Origin of the sequence: Pseudomonas sp. DR48 (assembly GCF_019823085.1) — a bacterium.
Lineage (GTDB): Bacteria > Pseudomonadota > Gammaproteobacteria > Pseudomonadales > Pseudomonadaceae > Aquipseudomonas.
This window is the reverse complement of the sequence record NZ_CP081946.1, coordinates 5,969,288-5,989,937: the sequence shown is the minus strand read 5'-3', so window position 1 is coordinate 5,989,937 and position 20,650 is coordinate 5,969,288. Positions and strand designations below refer to the sequence as shown.

The window sequence follows — 20,650 nt, the reverse complement described above, 5'->3', positions numbered from 1 at the left end:
GAGTAAGATGACGCATTGCTATGAGACGCTGAGGCCACGAAATGAAGATCACCAAGACGCAATCACTCGCCAACCGGGCTCATATCGTGGAGACGGCTTCCGAGCTATTTCGTGACCGTGGCTACGATGGCGTGGGGGTTGCGGAACTCATGGCAGCAGCCGGTTTTACGCAAGGCGGCTTTTACAAGCATTTCGGCTCCAAAGCCGATTTGATGGCAGAAGCCGCAGCGAACAGCCTCTCGCAATCGCTTTCCAATACCGGAGGCCTCGACGTTGCGGAATTCATCAATGTCTATGTGTCGAGGGATCACCGGGACGGCAGGGGGAGCGGGTGCACCATGGCAGCTCTGTGCGGGGACGCTGCGCGGCAATCAGACGAGTTGAAGGCCACCTTTGCCAGCGGGATAGAAAACACGCTGGCAGCGCTCGAAGAAAAGTTCAAGGCGGGAAATGATGCGCCGCAGGAAGGAATGCGAGCAAAGATGATCGACATGCTGGCGCATGCAATCGGCGCCGTCATGTTATCGCGCGCCTGCCCGGATGATTCTTCCCTGGCTGATGAAATACTCGACGTCTGCCGCGCTGAGATCATTGCGTCATTGCCTCATGCTCATGAGTCACAGGAGAGCACCTGGGAGTTGGCTGATTCGTAATCGAGGTCGCAAAAACGGACGAAACAGAAGCATTCGCTGAGCCGATTGTCGATGGTATGGATCGAACCCGGTAATGCGGTGTCGATGAATTGGATGGGTATAAAGATTCGTAATTTCGAATCAGCCCCATCTTGGCGGAACGAGATGCACAGCACCGATGATTTTCGATTCAAATCCCATCAATTCCTGCTAGAGCTCGACGCGGCAACCACCGAGATGATGATGTTGGTTTCGAGTCGTGAGACGACCGGCGAGCGTTGGGCGCAGGCTAGCCAACGGCATTGTGCGGCCTATGCCGCCTGGAATTCGTTCATCAACGAGTCAGCGCAACCTTTGCGCAATAAGCCCGCTGCTTCCGAGTAGAAACCGATTTTTCCACCGAAGGGTCATATTTGAATGACGCTTTGGCAGGTATCTATGTAACAGTGGTCCGGATGATCCTGATTGGGTTGTCACGTCACAGGTGGCATTAGGCGCAAATCCAATGTCCATTCGAATCTCTACGACTCGGTGAGGGTGTACTATCAATACCAGTCCATCAGAAATCAGTTAGCCATGACCGCGCTAAATGAAGAGTGCCGTCAGATCGTAGCTTCTCTGGCGCATCGGGTCGGCCCTAAAGCTGATGCTGCAAGGATCGCTGACGCGATCGTCTTGACGTTGCAGGATATGGATAAAGCCTTAACGCCTATCATCGGCCAGCAGGGGGTTGCCGCGCTTTTTCGCCGCAGCCTTCATCTTTGCGCCAACCACCACCCGCGCCTGGTCGACAGCGCAAACCGGGTGCTGGCTTCCCAGGCTCCGGCAGCCTTCAAGTCCATACTCGTTGAGCAAAGTGACGCCGATGCCTTGTTTTTCGGTGAGGTGTTACTGATGAACTATTACGAGCTGCTGACCACGCTGATCGGGCCCTCGCTCACCGCACGTTTACTTCGTGACGTGTGGGAGCCTTCTTTGAGCGACACCCCTTCGCAGGAAAATTCGCCATGAGCACCAAAGTGACTATCAACCGCCTGGCCACCGGCGTGCCAGGACTGGACGAGGTGCTGGGCGGGGGATTGCCGGAATTTTCGTTCAACCTGATCGCCGGCCCACCTGGCTGTGGCAAAACCACTCTGGCGCATCAAATGATGTTCGCCCTGGCGACGCCCGATCGTCCGGCGCTGTTCTTCACCGTATTGGGTGAACCGCCGTTGAAAATGCTGCGTTATCAGCAGCAATTCGATTTTTTCGACAACGAAGCGATCAACCAGTCGATCCGCTACATCAACTTGGCCAATGACACCCTGGCCGGGGATTTGGACGAAGTGCTAAGGCGCATCGTTGCTGAGGTTGAGACGTACTCGCCGTCGCTGGTTTTCGTCGACTCGTTCCGCTCCGTGGTGTTGGCCAGCCAGACCCAGGACAACCCCAACAACAACCTGCCGCAGTTCGTTCAGCAGCTGGGCATGTTGATGACCACCTGGCAGGCGACGACTTTCCTGATCGGCGAATATTTCACTGAGACCGACACCAACCCGATTTTCACCGTCGCCGATGGCCTGATCTGGCTGCGCCAAAGCGTTCAGCGCAACTCCATGGTGCGCAAGATGGAAATCATGAAGATGCGCGGCCAGCCAACGCTGCCAGGGCTGCACACCTTCCGCATCGCCACGTCGGGAATCAAGGTCTTTGCACCGGCGGTCATCAAACCGGTCGAGACGCCGCTGGAGTTCCCGATCAAGCGCCTGAAAATGGGCGTGCCGCAGCTCGACGAGATGCTCGGCGGCGGTTTGCCCCGTGGCTACTCCTTGCTGGTGGCCGGCCCCTCGGGCTCGGGCAAAAGCATTCTGGCAGCCACTTTCCTGGCCGAAGGCGCGCGCAATGGTGAAACCGGCGTGATTGCTGTGTTCGAACAACGGCCAAATCGCTCGCAGAACGCCACCCTTGCGGGGCTGATCCAAAGCGGTCAGGTCGGCCTGGTGGACAGCCGTGCGCCTGACTTATCTATCGACGAAATCGTGCAGTTGCTGCTGAGCGAGATCGACCGGCTGAAGGCGACCCGCGTGGTCATCGATTCGCTGTCCGGCTTTGAACTGGCGGTGGCGCCGACCTTCCGCGAAGACTTCCGCGAGTCGTTGTCGCGCATGGTCACGGCGCTGACCCGCGTGGGCGTCAGCGTGTTGCTGACCTCGGAGCTGGAAGACCGCTACACCGACCTGCGTTTCAGTCCGTACGGCACGGCATTTCTGACCGACGCCATCATCGTCCAGCGCTACATTGAAGTGCAGAGCCGCTTGTTGCGCATCATGGCCGTGGTCAAGGTTCGGGCAAGCGCTCACTCCGATGAACTGCGGCTGTACCGCATCGATAATGACGGCTTGCAGATCGGCGAGATGTTGCCGGATAAAGAAGGGTTACTTGGGGGGCGACCAACCCAGCAGTGCTTGGGCAAAGTCGAAGGATGAGCGCACTATCATGAGTGAGGCCGACGGCAAGAATGAGAAAGCGATAGCCACTGCAGCACGCGAACTGTTCCTGCTCGGCCAGAAAACGGTCGCGGCGCGTGCGGTACTCGCGGCGGTGCACAGGGAACTCAACCAAGCCAATACCCAGCTCGTCGATAGCCAGCAACTCGAGCAACTGATCGAAGCCAACCAGCAGTTGGTGCTGGCCATTCTGTCGGCGCAGTCGGATGCGGAAAGTCCGCCATTCGCTCAGGCAGAGCAGCAAATGTACCTGGAGATGCGCGAAGCCAATGAGCAATTGGTGATAGCCGCGCTTAGCGCCCAAGACCTCCAGGTTGCCGCGGAACATGCGCTGGAACAGCAACGCAACTTCCTTAACCAAGTGGCCCACGAGCTGCGAAATCCTCTGACGCCCATTAGCATGATCGCTGGCCGGCTGGTACGGGTCCCTAGCGAAGAACTACCGCGCATGCAGATGTTGATTGAAGGTCAGGTCAAGCAGATGTCCCGATTGGTGGAGGACTTGCTCGACATCGCCCGCGCCAGTACCGGCAAGTTTCGCCTTGATCGGCACCTTGTCGATATGGCTCAGATCATCCATGAGGCCATCGACCTCTGTACCCCGGTCATGATTGCTCACAATTTGCATTTCAGCTCGCAACTGCCTGAGTGTGAACTAATGGTGAATGGCGATGCGACACGCCTCACTCAAATTCTTGGCAATCTGCTGGGCAACGCAGCCAAGTACACGCCAGCGGATGGAGAAGTCATTTTTACAGTCACCGCCGAAGCCGATCAGCTGGAGATTCGCATCCGCGATACCGGCATCGGGATCACGTCCAAGGCATTGCCGTTCATCTTTGAACCATTTGTGCAGGATGTTCACGCGGTCGGTTTCAATGGGGCAGGCCTGGGCATCGGTCTCACGGTGGTGCGCGAGTTGATCGAAGCCCACGGCGGCACGGTGACCGGCAGCAGTGCGGGGGAAGGGCAGGGAAGCGAGTTTGTAGTGACGTTACCCTTGGTGATTCATTGATGCTTTTTTGTTGATAGAGCCGAGAATGACGAAGCTCTTGGCTGAAGCAGAACAAAGTGTCCCGCCTCCCCAAGGACCTCGCCATCGGTGTCTGGCGCTGTCAGCGATCTTGCTCGAGCGTCGCTGAGTTTGCGTGTAGTGGTCGAACTCTCAGGGTTGGCACTTTCTCAGAGGCTGCCCAGAGTCGGCGTAAGCGTCAAAAGCGTACCTCCTTGCCGAGCTGAAGCGTAGGCCGCGTCCATAACCTGCATGATTGCCTCGGCGTCGCGTAATGATGCAATTGGCTTGGCCCCGTTACGGCACTCAGCAAGCACTTGTTTGACGAAAAGTGGGTAATAGACGTCTGTGTCCAGTTGTAGTCGGCGGCTTCTAGTGCCGGCCGCCAGGTTCTGTCGATCCCTTATTTCGATTCGGTCGGGACCGGATTTGGCATACATGTGATCAGATGAAAGGGTGAAGGAAAACTCGCGCTGCTCGTCGGCGGTACTGGGGAAACTGTATCCCGTTTCCACAACTCCGATCACGCCGTCTTCAGTCTGCAGGGTCAGTAGTGAATAGTCTTCGACGGCACCCCGATGCGTGAGTGAATTCATGACGGCTGAGACTCGCGAGACTTCCTTACCGGTCAATAGTCTGAAGAGATCGATAAAATGCGTAGCCACGTTGATCGTCGATCCGCCGCCTGAAAAAGCGGGATCAATGGCCCAGCCTGAGCCTGCAGTTTCATAACGAGCGGGCGGACCTACGATGAATCGGAAAGACATGTAGTTGAAGTCCGCGGCCAGGTGTCCCTCAGCATCTTGCAAAGCACTAAGCAGTTCACTCATGCGGAAGATCAGCGGTACCGCACAGTAGAGATTGGCTTGCTCGGCTAGCTCACGTAACCGTGTGACCTGTGCCATGTTGATGCCGCAGGGCTTTTCCAGGGCAAAAGGGATGTTTCGCGCGATCACGGCCTCTGCCAGCGACGGCATTTCAGAATGCCTGCCGAACACGAAAGCAAAATCGACTTCCTCGCGCTCAAGCAACTCATAGGATGAGCTATACAACGGGCATTTAAATCGCTCGGCAATTGCCTCGCCCTTCATGTGCTCCGAATCCGATACGGCCACCACTTGGACCCCGTTGGTCTCAAGAGCATTCAGATACAGCGGGACATGCCAATGGCTGACCTCCAGTAACGCAACTTTCATGTGTACTCACTCCTGGCGCGGTGCTGTTACGTTATCGGGGTGGTAATCGAACCCAAGGAAGCGCAGTGCAAGCAACGCCTGGCCTTTGTGCATGGGGCCCCCGTCCTGGGTACGACAACCTCTTTTACGCGCAGCATCGCAAAGCGGTGTTGATTCCGGCGAGTTGATGATATCCACGACGAGGGTGCCGGGTTCGAGTCGCTCGGGATCCACAGGCATAGGATCATTCTTGTTCATGCCAAGCGGCGTGGCATTGATCACGATTTCATAGCCATGTGGGTCAGGTGGGCCGGAATGCGTGATGCAACCTGTTTCGTCAGCAACGGATTTCGCCAGCTCCTCGGCTCGGTGTTCGTCGACATCGGAGATAGTGAGCGATCGAGCTCCCGCCGATGCGACGGCAAATGCGATCGCTCTGCCTGCGCCCCCAGCCCCAACCAAAAGAACGTTCTTGTTCGCTGGTTGATAGCCTTCCCATTGCATGCCAAGAACACAGCCGAGGCCATCGAATACGGCACCGACCCAGCGTCCGTCTGTCTCGCAACGAATGACGTTGATTGCACCCACTTGACGAGCAGTCGGATGAAGTTCGTCGACAAGAGCCAGCATCCTTTGTTTATGAGGCATGGTGACCAGGATGCCGGCGAGATTGTTCAATGCTCTGGCACCGGCCACGAACGAGGACAGGTCATCGGCCTTGACCTCCAATGGAATACAAACCGCGTCTGCCTGTTGTTCTATAAAGAGTCGGTTGAATAATTGCGGCGACTTGGCGGCCATCAGCGGATGGCCGACCAATCCATAAAGGCGAGTTGTTCCTGTGATATGTGAGGCCATGGTTGCCTGATATTTGATGTTGACGGGAAGAGGAGCGCTGGCTGGCTTCTTGGGCATGCACAGCGTCGATGGCTATGCATTGGCAAGTGCCGACCGCATGATGCTGCTCTGCCCGTCGGGCCTGTGTGGGTCGCGAAAACTTAAGGGTCGCACCAGTGTAATCGTCGAAGGTCGTTACGAACGCAGTTGGCTAGCCAGGTCATTCGGGACGGCTGTCTGAGCTTTGCCCCGCATCGCTTCGGCCCGCATACGATCGTATTCTTCTTTGGCAATAGGCACTGCGTTGCGCTTGCCGAGATCTTCAAGGCGAATCCGGTATGTTTCGCGTGTAGTGAACGCGGCGATCGCAGCGATAACACAGATACCTAATGTAAGAGAACCGATTCTTAGCGGGATATTGTCAGAGCCGGGGGGCGCAACAGTGACGAAGATTGCCGGGAGAAACGCAGTCATCGCGGTCCCTATGTTCTGTCCGATGGCCATGCCGGTCACACGCACCCGCGTACGGAACAATTCGGGAAAGAGGCTCGGAAATACACCGTTGAAACCCTGGTAGGCGACGCCCCACATGAGTACGGAGAGAACCAGCGAAAGCCACAGGTTATGGATGCTGATAGCGTACAGATACGCGTAAGAGAGCAGTCCCGCGCAGAGAACGCCAATAATGACTGGCGGCCTGCGGCCGATCTTGTCTGAGAGGTTACCGACGAAGGGGATCAGGATTACCGCACACATGTTGCCCAGCAGAGGAATCCACAAATAGACGCCTGCAGGGAAACCGATTCCATAGGCCGGTTGAACCGCATAGGTAGCGCCAAATACCGAGGCGACAATGGCGATCACCGCAGCAAGTGCCATGCAGATCACACGCAAGAGATCACCCCAGCTCTGCCGGATGACTTCGACAACTGGCAGGACAGTAGCTTCGCCTTGCGTTTTTTGTTTGGCAAAAACAGGCGTCTCGTCGACCTGGCGGCGAATGATATATCCCAGGATGACTACGATGACGCTGAGCAGGAACGGAATCCGCCATCCCCAGGAAGAGAACTGATCCGCAGGCATGAAATGAGCGAGAGGCAAGAAGACTGCCGCTGCCAGCAGTTGCCCGGCCTGAACGCCCTGGAGGGTAAAGCTTGCGAAGTAACCTCGGCGACCGGACGGGGCGTGTTCGAGAATCATGGAACTGGCGCAGGAGATCTCCCCGGCTACCGCAAAACCCTGAATCAGGCGCAACGTCACAAGCAGCGCTGGCGCCCAGATCCCGATCTGCTGGTACGTTGGCAGAAGTCCGATACACATCGTCGAGAAGCCCATCAGGAACATGCAGTAAACCAGAACCGTTTTACGGCCGTGGCGATCACCTAAATGCCCTAGGACAACAGCACCTATCGGCCGGGCGATATAGCCCACACCAAAGCTGGCCAGAGAGGCAATGATGCCGACTGCAGGGTTATCAGATGGGAAAAAGAGCTGTGGAAACAGCAAGGCCGCCGCGGTCGCATAGATAAAGAAGTCGTAATACTCCAGTGCTGAGCCGATCCAACCGCTAGCTGCGGCTTTCTTTGATTGGCCTTTGGAATGAGCGTCGATCGGTATGCTCTGATTCATAACGTGTCTCCGGTTTCTCAATTGTTGTTATTGTAACTACGTTCCATCAGTAATTCTGTTACCAGCGTTGGCGCATTGTCAAGGGAGTCTTCCTTGGTCGATCAAGGCATAACGCTGGTTATTTGTGAGGTGCTAATTTCGTACGTCTGACGTCGTCGCCAAGCCGAGCGAGCACGCTAAAGCCCGCTCGTGCAATTGAGCGAATGGGCTGTAAGAGGATGAACAGGCTCCGACGCGTCAAGCGCTCGGCACTGTTGCTTCATACAAAGGGCAATGACGCCAACGACAGGTTCTAACGTCGTAGTACGCCGTCTTGCCCATTTGCCAACCTACAAGCTATCTCGTGAGAGATGACCGTCGATGAGCCTCGAAATGTTCAACGGATTCGCGTTCTTGAGAGCATCGGGAAGCAATGCATCGGGGTAGTTTTGGAAGCAGACTGGTCTCAGGAAGCGGTCGATGGCCAAGGTGCCGACCGAGGTACCCCGACTATCGGAAGTCGCAGGATAAGGGCCGCCGTGCACCATTGAATCGCAAACCTCGACACCCGTTGGGTAGCCATTGATGAGGATGCGACCGACCTTCACCTCCAACGAAGCAGTCAACTCTGCGAATTGCGTTAGGTCTTCTGGCTCACCAATCAAGGTTGCGGTCAATTGTCCGTGAAGGGCATTGATAGCAGCGTTGAGCTGCACCTGGTCATTGACCTCAATGAAGATCGATGTTGGACCAAAAATTTCTTCTTGAAGGACCTTGTCGCCTTTCAGCAGCAACTCTACGTCGGCTTTGAACAATTGTGGCTGGGCTTGATGACCCTGTTGGTTACTGCCAGCCAGGTGCACGATGCCGGCGTGCGCGTGCAGGTTCTGCAAGCCAGTCGCATAGCTACGCAGAGTGCCGGCGTTGAGCATTGTTTGTGCCGGCTGGTCGTTTATCAACGCTGCCACTCTGTTCTGAAAGGCACTGAATGCATCCGAGCGAATGCCAACCACGAGTCCAGGATTGGTGCAAAACTGCCCACAACCTTGAACCACTGAGGCGGCAAGATCCCGAGCGATACTGTCAGCTCGACGCGAGAGTGCCTGAGGCAGGATCACAACCGGGTTGATGCTCGACATCTCGGCGAAGACTGGAATGGGCTCGGGGCGTGCGGCGGCCATATCGCACAATGCTCGACCACCTTTGAGCGATCCGGTAAAACCAACACCCTTGATGAGCGTGTGTTTTACCAAGGCTTCGCCTACGCCACTGCCATAAATCATGTTGAAGACACCGGCGGGCATGCCGCTGCGCTCGGCCGCCCGGATAATTGCATTGGCGACCTGTTCTGCAGTAGCCATGTGGCCGCTGTGGGCTTTGAATATCACCGGACAACCAGCCGCGAGCGCGGAGGCTGTATCACCGCCGGCCGTGGAGAAAGCCAACGGAAAATTACTTGCGCCAAACACAGCAACCGGACCGATTGCTGTGCGGTACTGGCGAAGGTCAGGGCGTGGCAACGGCTTGCGAAGTGGTAACGCTTGGTCGATGCGAGCTCCATAGAAGTCACCACGGCGCAGTACGTTTGCAAACAGGCGCATTTGACCACTGGTACGTGCGCGTTCGCCCTGGATACGAGCTACAGGCAACGCTGTTTCACGGCAAACCAGGGCAATAAACTCATCGTCCAAAGCCTCTAGCTCTTCAGCAATAGCATCGAGAAACTCAGCCCGTTTGCTCGCGCTCAGGATGCGGTAGCTGGAAAAGGCATTGTTGGCTGCATGGGCAGCGTCCTCGATTTCTTGCGGGGTCGCCTGGTGGAAGGCATAGGGTAAGGTTTCCCCCGTGCTGGCATCGACACTCTTGACGATGATACTGCCGGCGGCGCTGCGCTGACCGCCGATAAAATTTTGGCCGGTGATGACGGACATCGTTGTCTCCAGATTGAATGTGCAAGAGATAGCTGGGCAAGACGTTCCCAGGACTGAAAATCAGGTGACGGCGCCGATCTGCCAAGGCACGAACTCGTTTTGTCCGTATCCGTGTTGTTCGCTCATGCTGCGCTCGCCCGAGGCAATGCGTAGCATGGTTTCAAAGATCGCTGCACCGCACTCTTCGATGGTCAAAGTGTCTTCGGCTATTTCGCCGCAGTTGATGTCCATGTCTTCGCGCTGAAGAGCCCACAAGGCGCTATTGGTTGCCAGCTTGATTGATGGGGCAGGGGCACAGCCGTAGGCCGATCCGCGCCCGGTAGTAAATGCAATCAGGTTGGCACCACCGGCGACCTGACCGGTAGCGGAGACCGGGTCATAGCCAGGGGTGTCCATGAAAACCAGCCCGTTGGCCGTGACAGTCTGAGCGTATTCGTAGACATCCATCAGGTTGCTCGAGCCAGCCTTTGCCACAGCGCCCAGCGACTTTTCCAGAATGGTGGTCAATCCACCTGCCTTGTTGCCGGCAGAGGGGTTATTGTTCAGCTCGGCCCCCATACGCTCGCAGTAGTGTTCCCACCAATGAATTCGAGCGATGAGTTTTTCGCCGACTTCACGATTGACAGCCCGCCGCGTTAGCAAGTGTTCTGCACCATATATTTCCGGAGTTTCGGAAAGAATCGCGGTACCGCCGCAGGCGACCAGGCGATCCACCGCATTACCCAGCGCAGGGTTTGCGGTAATACCGGAATAGCCGTCCGAACCACCGCACTGAAGCCCGACGGTCAGATGGCGAGCACTGACCGGTTCACGCTGAATCCGATTGGCCTCGCCAAGCAACTGCTTCACGTGATCAATGCCACTGGCGATGGCCTTGGACGTACCGCCACTGTCCTGGATGTTGAACGTGCGCAGCGTATTACTACGGGTGAGTCCTTGCGTCGTGAGTAATGAGTCGATTTGGTTCGTCTCGCAGCCCAACCCGATGACCAGCACGGCCGCAAAGTTGGCGTGCGTCGCATATCCGGCCAATGTCCGGCGCAACATGCTCAAACCGTCGCCCGCAGGATCAACGGCGCAGCCGGCAGAATGCGTCAGAGCAACAACACCGTCGACGTTTGGATAAGCTTGCAGTGCAGCGGGATTGATGTCCCGACGAAAATGGTCTGCGATGGCCCGGGCGACTGTGGCAGAGCAATTCACTGAAGTAAGAATGCCGATGTAGTTGCGCGTCGCGACTCGTCCATCCGGGCGTACGATACCCATGAACGATGGGGCTTCACTCGGTTTGACGTTGGGTTTCGCATCGATGCTGAAAGCATAATCGCGAGTGAATTCCCCCATGCCGAGGTTGTGCACATGGACATGCTCGCCTGCTTCTATGTCGACAACTGCAAAACCAATGATTTGCCCATAGCGCCTTACCGGTTGACCGGCTTCGATATTCCGGGAGGCAACTTTATGGCCCGGCACAATCGCTTGCCGGATAGTCACGCCTTCTTGCTCAAGGATTTCGCCAGCGAGTAGCGGTCGGCGTGCAATCAGCACATCGTCCAGCGCATTCAAGCGCAGCACAGCTGCGGCGCCGGTTTTCATGATCAGTTCCATCGCATCCTCACGGGCTGCTGGGTGGTGCGCGGTCGCTAATAGCGCCGCACTTTTGTGCCGGCACTATAGGATTCATGGAAATGGCTGCCTAATGAGAGCTTTCGATTGCTCGATAACTTTGCCTCATCGGCTTTTACCAAGATCGCTGCAGTACCTCTTACTCTGTAGCCGTTTGCCGCTGTCTGGCGAACGCTAATAAGGTCGCAATAAACTTCCGCGTTGGTTCTGACAGGGGTTCATCCTTGCGAGTGATAACTCCGTAATCCTGAGATTCAACTTTGAAGGGCGTGTTGAGGATTTGAAGCTGCCCATTTTGCAATTGCGACTGGACCATGGACTCGGGGAGCATCGCGAGCATTGGCCCAGACTGCAGCAACTGCAGAAAGGTTTGCATCGAAATGGTCTCCACTGTGTTGGTTGGCGGGGCGATCTTGAACAGTGTGAATGCGCGCTCCATGCGTTGTCGGATCGGCGTATTAAAGGGATACATGACCCATGGCCATTCGCTGATTGCTTCGATGGGGACCTCTTCAAGTTGGCACAGAGGATGTGTGCTGTTCGCGACGAGACAAAAGGGTTCAGGGCCCAGCGACGTAAATTCGAAAGGCTGACAATCCTCATCCGTGAAGCGCGCGATGATTAAATCGAGTTTTTTCTGTTCGAGCATTTCCAGCAAGTGGTTGCTGGTTTGTTCGATCACCTCGATAGAAAGAAGGGGGCGCTCACGTTTTATGCTGGCGATGGCTTCAGGCAGCACCACTGATGTTGCGGCGAAAATGGTGCCGATTTTTAAATGGCCATGTCCGCCTTTTCGCAGCTTGTTGACCTGATCGACGAACGATTCCGCGTCCTCCAGGGTAATACGCGCATAACGGGCCACGAACTCTCCTAGTTCAGTGAGGACCAGGTTGCGCGTTTGACGCTCAAACAGTGGGAAACCCAGGAGTACTTCCAGATCGCGAAGCAATTTACTGATGGCCGGTTGCGTAACATTCATATGTTCAGCGGTCGTGTGCATATTGCGGGTCTTGGCCAAGCTATTGACCAGTACCAAATGTTTGATCTTCAGCCATCGGGTAACACTGCCAAAAGTAATTTGATCGTTTTCCATCGGATAAGGCCTTGTCTGTCGATAACAAAACAGCATTGATCGGTGAGATTCTTTCATTGGGATTTACGGGGGAGGTCCATTACTTTTACGGCTCTGATGGCTGACTGATCTGGAAGCTCTATGGCGAACTTGAAACTGACGCGCGAAAACACCCTGCCAGTGGATGGCCTGGCCGGAACACTGATCGGCCGCGCATGGATCCCTGGTGCGATTGCAGGCCCCTCGCCGGTAATGCTGCGTGAGGACGGTGTGTTTGACCTTTCTGAAGTCTTTTCGACCATAAGCGAACTGCTGGAACACACCTCGCCATTGATGGCGGTTCGTCAAGCGCCTGGCCGGTACATCGGGACTGTCGAGGAGTTGCTTGGGAACACTGGCAGTCATGCCAACCCCGACAAGCCCTCTCTGTTGCCCCCTGCTGATTTGCAAGTCATCAAGGCGGCCGGGGTGACGTTCGCGTCCAGCATGATCGAGCGGGTAATCGAGGAGCAGGCGCGAGGGGATGCTGCCAACGCTGAAAGCGTTCGCCGCCTGGTGCAGGAAGCCATAGGCGATAACTTGCGGGCAATCAAACCGGGCTCGCCAGAAGCGATGCGCCTTAAAGCTGTGCTGATCAAGCAGGGTATGTGGTCGCAATACCTGGAGGTGGGTATCGGCCCGGATGCGGAGATTTTCACGAAGGCACCGGTACTGGCCGCCGTGGGCAGTGGCAGCGAAATCGGCATCCATCACAAGTCTGAATGGAACAACCCAGAGCCGGAAATTGTGCTGGCGGTGAACAGCCGAGGCCAAGTGCATGGCGTCACCTTGGGCAATGACGTCAATTTGCGTGATTTCGAAGGCCGCAGTGCACTGCTGTTGAGCAAGGCCAAGGACAACAATGCGTCCTGTGCAATTGGCCCGTTTATTCGTTTGTTCGATGAAACGTTTACGCTTGATGACGTGCGCAATTGTGTCGTGGATTTGCAAGTCCAGGGCGACGACGGCTTTGTCCTTCAAGGCAGCAGTTCCATGGCGCTGATCAGCCGTGATCCGTTGGATCTGGTGGCCCAGACGGTCGGTGGGGATCACCAATACCCTGATGGCTTCATGCTTTTTCTCGGGACATTGTTTGCGCCTACCCAGGATCGTGAAAAGCCGGGAAGTGGTTTTACGCATAAGCAGGGTGATGAGGTCAGCATAGGGAGCCCGTTGCTGGGCACGCTGCGCAACACAGTCACCTACAGCCACAAGGCTGCACCCTGGACGTTCGGCTTGCGAGCGTTGATGCACAATCTTGCTGCTCGCGGACTTCTGTAGGTACGGCAGGTGGGTGAGCTGCATTGGGCGTTCTTCCGCGAAGATTGAACATACACCGGCGTACGTCTATTGATAAAAAGAGCCGAACCTGAGGGTTCGGTTTTAAATATCTGTCAGGCGTCCCACGCCCTGGATACCCGGCTGTGTGACCAGTTCTGTCTCGATAAGGCAACCAGATACAAGCGGTTTGACTTATCGGGTGGCGCCTGCATACTATTGGAACAACGTTCCAGTACGAACAATGTTGCTCACATTCACCTCATTGTCAAAGATAAGTCGAGAAAAATATGAGAGTCGTGAAAGGTGCTGTTGACCGCTGCCTGGAGGCAATTGAGCTGTTGGCGCGTGAAGCTCGCTGGATGCGGATGTCCGATATCGCAGCCGAGCTGAGCTTGGAAAAGGGCCCCGCTCATCGAGTGCTTGCTCAATTAGTCGAGCAAGGGTGGGCAGAGCAGGATGAAGCCACCTCGCAATACCGCTTGACGCTGAAGCTGGCGCTGTTGGGGCAGCGCTATTTGCATGGAATTGGTTTGCCTGAGTTGGTCCAGCCGATCCTTGAGCAAGTGGCTGTTCAGTGCCAAGAGTTGGTGCGCCTGACGGTGGTCAACGAGGGCACCTTGTCCTGGCTGTCTTCGGCCCAAGGTGCCGCGCCGGGGCTCATGTATTCGCCGGCCATGGATAAACCGATCAACCTCTACGCCACTGCCAATGGCAAAGCCTGGCTGGCCTCAATGCCAGATGAACTGGCCATTGAGCATGCGCTGCGTAGCGGATTGGGGAAAGCTGACGCCGGGATGGGGCAGGGGCCGAAAGCGATCAACAGCATCGAAGGTTTGTTGGCCGAGCTCGCTCTGACCCGAAAGCGCGGGTATGGCTTGGTCATTGAAGAAGCCGAGGCGGGCGTATGGGCGATTGCCGTACCGGTCAGGCTGATTCCGTCCGGTACTGTGGTCGGCACGATGAGCATCGCCGGCCCGGTCTTGCGCATGCAGCCTGAACGTTATGACGAATTGCATGCTCTGCTGGAAGATGCCGCCAACAAGCTGGGTACGGTTTGGCCGCGCCAGAACAGCGTGCATGCGGAGAACGTATGAGCCAGCTCGCACCTGCATGGACCGAGGCGGTGCCAGGGTTGGAAGTCGCCGCTGCCGCTCTGGCCCGTGCACGGCTAGAGGGTGTTCGGCTGGCATCCTTGCCAGGCCCGAACCTGCCAAGCAGCCTCGCACAAGGTTTTGCCATTCAACAGCATGTGGGGCCATTGGCTGGAAAAACCGTAGGGGGATGGAAGTGTGCGTTACCCCCGGCTGGCAAGTGGATCGTTGCTCCGATCTACAGCGACAGCATCGTAAAAGGCGAACGTTACCGACTGGCCGCCGACGCCGATAAGGCGCGCATCGAGCCTGAACTGGCGTGCGTCCTGGCCCATGATTTGCCGGCTCGTGTCGAGCCTTATACAACTGAAGAGATCGTTGCTGCGATCAGCGACGTGCACGTGGCATTGGAAGTGATCGACTGCCGTTACATCGATCCACACACACTGCCGTTCGAGCAATTGCTCGCGGACGGTCTATTCAATCACGGCCTGGTACTTGGGGCGCCAATCGCGCTGTCGAACTCTGCCAGCATGCCCTCTGAACTGGATATCACCCTGAGCGATGCAACGTCAGAGCCTCTGAATATCAAGGGCCGCCATCCGGACGGGGGGCCGTTGTTGCCGATCGTATGGCTGGCCAATTTTCTGTCTACACAAGGGATAGGGCTGCAAGCAGGGCAGGTGATTATTACCGGGTCCTATGCAGGTGTTCTCGATGTGCCCGTTAATCAGCCACTGCATGTTCAGTTCGGCGAAGCAGGCTCATTGTCTGTCCATTTCTCAACGCTGGAGGAGTAACAAATGCGCTTAGTTCGTTTTGGTTTACCGGGGCAGGAACAGCCGGGAGTTTTGGATTCGCAAGGGGGCGTGCGAGACCTTTCGGGCATTGTCGACGACATCGATGCGTCGGCCCTGAGCCCGACAGTGCTTGAAAAACTGCGTGCCGTTGACGTTGAAAAGCTGCCGGTGGTGGCGCCTGGCACGCGTCTTGGTCCATGCGTAGGCAGCGTACCGAACCTGATTTGCATCGGTTTGAACTACTCAGATCACGCGGCTGAAACGAATACACCCATCCCGAGCCAGCCGGTGGTCTTCAACAAACACACCGCTTCCATCAGCGGCCCCAACGATCCGGTCATTTTACCAACGGGCGCTCAGAAGCTGGATTGGGAGGTTGAACTGGCCATCGTCATCGGTACGCCTGCCTGGCAGATCGATGAGTCGCAGGCATTGAATCACGTTGCCGGTTATTGCCTGGCCAATGATGTTTCCGAGCGGGCCTATCAGCTTGAGTACGAAGGTCAGTGGACCAAGGGGAAAAGCGGTTTTTCTTTCGCGCCATTGGGACCTTGGCTAGTCACCCGTGACGAAATTGCCGATCCGCAGGCACTTGACCTCTGGCTCGACGTGAACGGCAAACGTCTCCAGACCGGCAACACCCGTACGATGATTTTCAGCGTTGCACATATTGTCGCGTACCTCAGTCGCTTCATGCCGCTCATGCCGGGTGACGTCATCATTACAGGTACGCCACCAGGTGTGGGGCTCGGGCAGAAACCACCGGTATTTCTCAAGGCGGGTGACACCATGCGTGTCGGTGGCCAAGGGCTGGGTGAACAATTTCAGACCGTGGTTCCTTACGTTGCTGAAATGGGGGCTGCATGGGTCGCCGGTCGCCATCCCAATGTTGACTGACTATCGCTAGAGGAAAACGCTATGAGCTTTGCAGGAACAGGTGTAGTCGCGATCTGGCACGATCTTTTGCCTGAAGCGCGGGACGAGTTCTATGAGTGGCATAACCGTGAGCACATGCCTGAGCGGGCCGGCATTCCGGGTTTCTTGCGGGGACGCCGATACATCGCTTTGGATGCAGGGCCAACCTATTTCAACCTTTATGAGGCTGACACTGTGCAGGTGTTGGGAGGACAGGATTATTTGTCGCGTCTCAACAGTCCGACGGCATGGACCCAGCAGTCGGTGCAGTCCTATCGCAACGTCGCGCGATCCATCTGCGAGGTCACTTACACCAGCGGTGTAGGGCAGGGCGCGTATTTGTTAACGGTCCGTTTCGATGTTGCCGAAGGCCAGCATAAGTCGGTGTCAGACGCATTGCGCCAACGCGTGCTTCCTCCCCTTGCGGATAAACAAGGTATTACGGGCGTGCATTTGTGTGTGGCTGATGAGGCCGTGAGCAGAGTTGAAACCGCAGAGAAAAAAGCCCGCGCCGAGGGAACCCAAATACCGGCTTGGATCGTCATGATCGAAGGTTGTGCGCCTGACTACGTTCGTGCCGCCAGCGAGTCTTTGGCGGCTGAGCTAAAACGGCTGTTGGAGGGGCAATCGACGGAACCAGAAACCACGCTTTATCAATTGGAATACACACGTTGCAAAACACCAGGGAGTGCGGGTTGATCGCCGAGCGTTCGAGCACGTTTTAACTTCCCAACGTCATTTTTAGACAGTTCACCAGGGGCGTGCCATTAAAGGCATTGAGTCAGGCTCACGTCTGCGCACGCTCGAATTTTGTGAGAGATGAATATTAACCAATTATAAGTTTCTCAATAAAAGGCTATTACGAGATAGATAGTGCTCCCTGCAATTGCTCGGAAGTTAGCTCTTTGAGCTGCCTGTGCAAAGGGTGAATGACGAGCTAAAAATCGAAACAAAAACAATAATAACTCATTGTGAGAAAACATCATGCGCTACCCTGTTAGTTCCCGCAGCGTGTCTGCACATCAATCTCTGATCAGTCTGACTCTTGCGGTCTTCGCGGGTTCGTCGGCGGCTGTTCAAGCCGATCAGAATAGCGGCTTTGTTGATGGTGCTACGGCTACCCTCAATTTGCGTAACGCTTATATCAATCGCAACTTCATCAATCCTGCTTATCCCAACAGCGCTGCGCCACAGAACAAAGCCGAGGAGTGGACACAGAGCTTCATCCTTGACGCTCGCTCTGGTTATACCGCTGGGCCGATAGGGTTCGGTGTTGATGTGTTGGGTCTTTATTCTCAAAAGCTTGATGGTGGCAAAGGCACCGGCGGAACCCAACTGTTGCCGATCCACGACGACGGCCGACCAGCCGATAACTTTGGGCGTTTGGGCGTGGCGTTGAAAGCCAAGCTGTCGAAGACCGAATTGAAGGTGGGTGAGTGGATGCCCGTACTGCCGATCCTGCGCTCTGACGATGGCCGTTCTCTGCCGCAGACCTTTCGTGGCGGCCAGGTGACCTCCAATGAAATCGCCGGCCTGACCCTCTATGGCGGCCAGTTCCGCGCCAACAGCCCGCGCAACGACGCGAGCATGGAAGAAATGTTCATGAACGGCAAAGCCGCGTTCACCTCCGACCGTTTCAACTTCGGCGGCGGCGAATACAGCTTCAACGACAAGCGCACCCAGGTCGGTCTGTGGTACGCCGAATTGACCGATATCTACCAGCAACAATACGTCAACCTCACCCACAGCCAGCCCGTGGGCGACTGGATCCTGGGGGCTAACCTCGGTTTCTTCAACGGCAAGGAAGACGGCAGAGCCCTGGCCGGCGACCTCGACAACAAAACCACCTTCGCGCTGCTCTCGGCCAAATACGGCGGCAACACCTTTTACGTGGGCCTGCAAAAGCTCACCGGCGACAGCGCATGGATGCGGGTCAACGGCACCAGTGGCGGAACTTTGGCCAACGATAGCTATAACTCCAGTTTTGATAACGCTCAGGAGCGCTCATGGCAGGTGCGCCATGACTTTAACTTCGTTGTGCTCGGTATCCCGGGACTGACATTAATGAACCGATATATAAGCGGTGATAATGTTCACACAGGTTCGATCACAGATGGCAAAGAATGGGGCCGAGAATCGGAATTGGCCTACGTCGTGCAGTCCGGCGCGCTGAAAAATCTCAGCGTTAAATGGCGCAATTCGAGTGTTTGCAGAGATTTCAGTACCAATGAGTTTGATGAAAACCGGATTTTTATTAATTATCCCATATCGTTATTGTGACGAATATTTCGCTCCCCCAATACCTGGGGTAGTTGCTTCTGCAATCGCCTGAACAGCAATAACTTCATCAGGCGGTCGCAGATAAACCTGGAGTCAATGTGGCGTTGGTAGGTTTAGGAATACCCCCAGCAGATCTATCAAGTAATGCGTTGCAGGTTGGCAGTGGCGGCGAGTCGATAAAAAGAATCACACCGTCAATTTACCTGCGCGGCCTCGTCAAACTTCGACCGGGCCGCTTCAACTTCAGGCAATTTGTCGAGCGTCCATTTATGTAATTCGCGAAATGGCTGCTGAAGTGTTCGACCAAGTTGGGTGATCTCATACTGGACTGCCACGGGCGAGAACGAGATGACCTTGCGCGAGACAAGGCCATTTCGTTCCAGCCGTCGCAGGCACTGAGTCAGTGCCTTCTGAGTGACGCCCTCCAGGCGGCGCTTGATGGCATTAAAGCGATGCGGCTCGTCATCAAGTACCGCCAGAACCATCATTGACCACTTGTCTGCGATTTGGTCGAACAGCGCCCGGCTTGGGCACTCCGACGAAAAACATTGCGGCTTTAATTCCAGCATCGAAGTTTCCTCGTATATACCTAGGCGACTCTAGGTGCCTAATTGACATTTGGTTTACAAAATATACTTATATGGCTTCCAAAAGCAAACGGAGTCCATCCAATGTCAAACCCTGATACCAGCATTTTATTTCGTCCTCTTTCCATCCGGTCGCTTGAACTGAAAAACCGGATTGTCATGGCACCGATGACGAGGCAATTGTCGCCTGAGGGCATTCCCGGCGAAGCGAGCGCTGCGTACTACCGGCGGCGGGCAGAGGGGCGGGTCGGGTTGATCTTGTCAGAAGGGACCGTCGTTGATCGTCCCGCTTCACGTAACGGTTCAGGCATTCCTTTTTTCCACAGTGAGGCAGCGCTAGCCGGATGGAAGAACGTGATTGATTCTGTTCACAATGCGGGTGGCCGTATGGGGCCGCAAATTTGGCATACCGGTGCAGTGCGTGACGTCTCTGGCTGGGAGCCTGATGCGCCCGTCGAAAGCCCATCGGGTCTCGATTCGCCAAACAACCCACGCGGTGTGGCGATGAGCGAAGAGGATATTGCAGACGCAGTTGCTGCGTTCGCCAAGGCGGCGGCGGATGCCCAGCGCCTGGGTTTCGACACCGTCGAGATCCATGGGGCTCATGGTTATTTGATCGATCAGTTCTTCTGGGCGGGTACCAATCAGCGCACCGACCGTTACGGCGGACCGACGATCAAAGAGCGCTCGCGCTTTGCCGCTGAGATTGTGTCTGCAGTTCGTCATGCGGTTGGCCCCGAATTCCCTATCATCATGCGCGTTAGCCAGTGGAAGCAGCAGGACTTTGGGGTGCGCCTCGCCGAAACCCCTGCATTGATGGAAGACTGGCTGCTGCCGTTGGTAGAGGCGGGTGTTGATGTTCTGCATTGCTCACAGCGCCGCTTCTGGGATCCTGAGTTTCCCGAAATTGATGGTGAGAACGGACTGAACTGCGCGGGTTGGGCGAAGAAAGTCACTGGAGCCACAACCATTAGCGTCGGTTCGGTTGGGCTGGATAATGATGTTACTCATGCCTTCGCCGGCAAGGGATCAACCCCTGCGAGTCTGGATCGGCTTGTCGAGCGCATGGAGCGCGAAGAGTTTGATCTGATCGCTGTAGGGCGTGTTCTGCTCAGTGACAAGGATTGGGCAGCCAAAGTGGAAAATGGCGATTACGAAGATCTGAAGGGCTTCAATCCGGCATCGTTAGCCGAATTGGTTTGAGCCTTATTGCCGGACCGCGTGGCTGACCTTCTTCCGAAGGCCGCTCTAACAACGACAAAGCCCTGATGATCA

19 protein-coding genes are annotated in these 20,650 nt (G+C 55.9%); 12 read left to right on the top strand and 7 right to left on the bottom strand.

The annotated features are described in order from the left end of the window. Positions 1-41 precede the first annotated feature (41 nt). The 5 genes from K5K95_RS27020 (at position 42) to K5K95_RS27000 (ending at position 4,136) form a co-directional block, all read left to right on the top strand. Complete coding sequence (locus K5K95_RS27020; RefSeq protein ID WP_222586921.1) at positions 42-653, top strand: TetR/AcrR family transcriptional regulator; 612 nt, start codon at positions 42-44, stop codon at positions 651-653. A gap of 144 nt (positions 654-797) precedes the next feature. After that, the gene (locus K5K95_RS27015; RefSeq protein ID WP_222586920.1) at positions 798-1,016 is read left to right on the top strand and encodes a hypothetical protein; all 219 of its coding nucleotides are present in this window, start codon (positions 798-800) and stop codon (positions 1,014-1,016) included. A 192-nt stretch (positions 1,017-1,208) separates the two neighbouring features. After that, positions 1,209-1,643: a hypothetical protein gene (locus K5K95_RS27010; RefSeq protein WP_261398085.1), complete on the top strand. Its 435-nt coding sequence runs from the start codon at positions 1,209-1,211 to the stop codon at positions 1,641-1,643. After that, positions 1,640-3,100, top strand: coding sequence for an ATPase domain-containing protein (locus K5K95_RS27005; RefSeq protein WP_222586919.1), 1,461 nt, complete (start codon positions 1,640-1,642; stop codon positions 3,098-3,100). Before K5K95_RS27010 ends, K5K95_RS27005 begins: the two co-directional genes overlap by 4 nt. Before the next feature lie 10 nt (positions 3,101-3,110). Continuing rightward, entirely contained in the window at positions 3,111-4,136 is a 1,026-nt protein-coding gene (locus tag K5K95_RS27000; protein WP_222586918.1) for a sensor histidine kinase, read from the top strand. A gap of 167 nt (positions 4,137-4,303) precedes the next feature. On the opposite strand, the gene K5K95_RS26995 is transcribed toward K5K95_RS27000, so the two are convergent. The 6 genes from K5K95_RS26995 to K5K95_RS26970 all read right to left on the bottom strand — a co-directional run bounded on the left by K5K95_RS26995 (position 4,304) and on the right by K5K95_RS26970 (position 12,403). After that, positions 4,304-5,329 carry a Gfo/Idh/MocA family protein gene (locus K5K95_RS26995; RefSeq protein WP_222586917.1) on the bottom strand — a complete coding sequence of 342 codons (1,026 nt, stop codon included), beginning with the start codon at positions 5,327-5,329 and terminating at the stop codon, positions 4,304-4,306. A 6-nt stretch (positions 5,330-5,335) separates the two neighbouring features. Continuing rightward, positions 5,336-6,223: a shikimate dehydrogenase family protein gene (locus tag K5K95_RS26990; protein ID WP_261398084.1), complete on the bottom strand. Its 888-nt coding sequence runs from the start codon at positions 6,221-6,223 to the stop codon at positions 5,336-5,338. Between the two features lie 117 nt (positions 6,224-6,340). Further along, a complete protein-coding gene (locus K5K95_RS26985) occupies positions 6,341-7,774 on the bottom strand; it encodes an MFS transporter (protein WP_222586916.1) in 1,434 nt (477 codons plus the stop codon). Between the two features lie 329 nt (positions 7,775-8,103). After that, on the bottom strand, positions 8,104-9,684 hold the full coding sequence (locus tag K5K95_RS26980; protein ID WP_222586915.1) for an aldehyde dehydrogenase (NADP(+)): 1,581 nt from the start codon (positions 9,682-9,684) through the stop codon (positions 8,104-8,106). 60 nt (positions 9,685-9,744) lie between these two features. Further along, positions 9,745-11,292: a UxaA family hydrolase gene (locus tag K5K95_RS26975; RefSeq protein WP_222586914.1), complete on the bottom strand. Its 1,548-nt coding sequence runs from the start codon at positions 11,290-11,292 to the stop codon at positions 9,745-9,747. Between the two features lie 157 nt (positions 11,293-11,449). Further along, a complete protein-coding gene (locus tag K5K95_RS26970; protein WP_222586913.1) occupies positions 11,450-12,403 on the bottom strand; it encodes a LysR family transcriptional regulator in 954 nt (317 codons plus the stop codon). 120 nt (positions 12,404-12,523) lie between these two features. Between K5K95_RS26970 and K5K95_RS26965 the strand changes: the two genes are divergently transcribed. The 6 genes from K5K95_RS26965 (at position 12,524) to K5K95_RS26940 (ending at position 18,788) form a co-directional block, all read left to right on the top strand. Beyond that, positions 12,524-13,702, top strand: a complete 1,179-nt coding sequence (locus K5K95_RS26965) for a fumarylacetoacetate hydrolase family protein (RefSeq protein WP_222586912.1) — start codon at positions 12,524-12,526, stop codon at positions 13,700-13,702. Between the two features lie 365 nt (positions 13,703-14,067). Next, complete coding sequence (locus K5K95_RS26960) at positions 14,068-14,796, top strand: IclR family transcriptional regulator (RefSeq protein ID WP_261398083.1); 729 nt, start codon at positions 14,068-14,070, stop codon at positions 14,794-14,796. Beyond that, positions 14,793-15,593 carry a 2-keto-4-pentenoate hydratase gene (locus K5K95_RS26955; protein WP_222586910.1) on the top strand — a complete coding sequence of 267 codons (801 nt, stop codon included), beginning with the start codon at positions 14,793-14,795 and terminating at the stop codon, positions 15,591-15,593. The genes K5K95_RS26960 and K5K95_RS26955 overlap by 4 nt, the downstream gene beginning before the upstream one ends. 3 nt (positions 15,594-15,596) lie before the next feature. After that, entirely contained in the window at positions 15,597-16,490 is an 894-nt protein-coding gene (locus K5K95_RS26950; protein ID WP_222586909.1) for a fumarylacetoacetate hydrolase family protein, read from the top strand. A 21-nt stretch (positions 16,491-16,511) separates the two neighbouring features. Further along, positions 16,512-17,207: a DUF4286 family protein gene (locus K5K95_RS26945; protein ID WP_222586908.1), complete on the top strand. Its 696-nt coding sequence runs from the start codon at positions 16,512-16,514 to the stop codon at positions 17,205-17,207. 285 nt (positions 17,208-17,492) lie between these two features. Further along, complete coding sequence (locus tag K5K95_RS26940; protein WP_222586907.1) at positions 17,493-18,788, top strand: OprD family porin; 1,296 nt, start codon at positions 17,493-17,495, stop codon at positions 18,786-18,788. 194 nt (positions 18,789-18,982) lie between these two features. Here K5K95_RS26940 and K5K95_RS26935 read toward each other — a convergent pair whose 3' ends face one another. Next, positions 18,983-19,357: a winged helix-turn-helix transcriptional regulator gene (locus tag K5K95_RS26935; protein ID WP_222586906.1), complete on the bottom strand. Its 375-nt coding sequence runs from the start codon at positions 19,355-19,357 to the stop codon at positions 18,983-18,985. 102 nt (positions 19,358-19,459) lie between these two features. Between K5K95_RS26935 and K5K95_RS26930 the strand changes: the two genes are divergently transcribed. Next, positions 19,460-20,578 (top strand): NADH:flavin oxidoreductase, encoded by a 1,119-nt coding sequence (locus K5K95_RS26930; protein ID WP_222586905.1) that lies wholly within the window; start codon positions 19,460-19,462, stop codon positions 20,576-20,578. Positions 20,579-20,650: the final 72 nt, after the last annotated feature.

What these genes read in the sequence shown, in the direction of transcription:
- K5K95_RS27020 (WP_222586921.1), top strand. Translation starts at nt 42, where the DNA reads ATGAAGATCACCAAGACGCAATCACTCGCCAACCGGGCTCATATCGTG.
- K5K95_RS27015 (WP_222586920.1), top strand. Translation starts at nt 798, where the DNA reads ATGCACAGCACCGATGATTTTCGATTCAAATCCCATCAATTCCTGCTA.
- K5K95_RS27010 (WP_261398085.1), top strand. Translation starts at nt 1,209, where the DNA reads ATGACCGCGCTAAATGAAGAGTGCCGTCAGATCGTAGCTTCTCTGGCG.
- K5K95_RS27005 (WP_222586919.1), top strand. Translation starts at nt 1,640, where the DNA reads ATGAGCACCAAAGTGACTATCAACCGCCTGGCCACCGGCGTGCCAGGA.
- K5K95_RS27000 (WP_222586918.1), top strand. Translation starts at nt 3,111, where the DNA reads ATGAGTGAGGCCGACGGCAAGAATGAGAAAGCGATAGCCACTGCAGCA.
- K5K95_RS26995 (WP_222586917.1), bottom strand. Translation starts at nt 5,329, where the DNA reads ATGAAAGTTGCGTTACTGGAGGTCAGCCATTGGCATGTCCCGCTGTAT.
- K5K95_RS26990 (WP_261398084.1), bottom strand. Translation starts at nt 6,223, where the DNA reads ATGCCCAAGAAGCCAGCCAGCGCTCCTCTTCCCGTCAACATCAAATAT.
- K5K95_RS26985 (WP_222586916.1), bottom strand. Translation starts at nt 7,774, where the DNA reads ATGAATCAGAGCATACCGATCGACGCTCATTCCAAAGGCCAATCAAAG.
- K5K95_RS26980 (WP_222586915.1), bottom strand. Translation starts at nt 9,684, where the DNA reads ATGTCCGTCATCACCGGCCAAAATTTTATCGGCGGTCAGCGCAGCGCC.
- K5K95_RS26975 (WP_222586914.1), bottom strand. Translation starts at nt 11,292, where the DNA reads ATGGAACTGATCATGAAAACCGGCGCCGCAGCTGTGCTGCGCTTGAAT.
- K5K95_RS26970 (WP_222586913.1), bottom strand. Translation starts at nt 12,403, where the DNA reads ATGGAAAACGATCAAATTACTTTTGGCAGTGTTACCCGATGGCTGAAG.
- K5K95_RS26965 (WP_222586912.1), top strand. Translation starts at nt 12,524, where the DNA reads ATGGCGAACTTGAAACTGACGCGCGAAAACACCCTGCCAGTGGATGGC.
- K5K95_RS26960 (WP_261398083.1), top strand. Translation starts at nt 14,068, where the DNA reads ATGTCCGATATCGCAGCCGAGCTGAGCTTGGAAAAGGGCCCCGCTCAT.
- K5K95_RS26955 (WP_222586910.1), top strand. Translation starts at nt 14,793, where the DNA reads ATGAGCCAGCTCGCACCTGCATGGACCGAGGCGGTGCCAGGGTTGGAA.
- K5K95_RS26950 (WP_222586909.1), top strand. Translation starts at nt 15,597, where the DNA reads ATGCGCTTAGTTCGTTTTGGTTTACCGGGGCAGGAACAGCCGGGAGTT.
- K5K95_RS26945 (WP_222586908.1), top strand. Translation starts at nt 16,512, where the DNA reads ATGAGCTTTGCAGGAACAGGTGTAGTCGCGATCTGGCACGATCTTTTG.
- K5K95_RS26940 (WP_222586907.1), top strand. Translation starts at nt 17,493, where the DNA reads ATGCGCTACCCTGTTAGTTCCCGCAGCGTGTCTGCACATCAATCTCTG.
- K5K95_RS26935 (WP_222586906.1), bottom strand. Translation starts at nt 19,357, where the DNA reads ATGCTGGAATTAAAGCCGCAATGTTTTTCGTCGGAGTGCCCAAGCCGG.
- K5K95_RS26930 (WP_222586905.1), top strand. Translation starts at nt 19,460, where the DNA reads ATGTCAAACCCTGATACCAGCATTTTATTTCGTCCTCTTTCCATCCGG.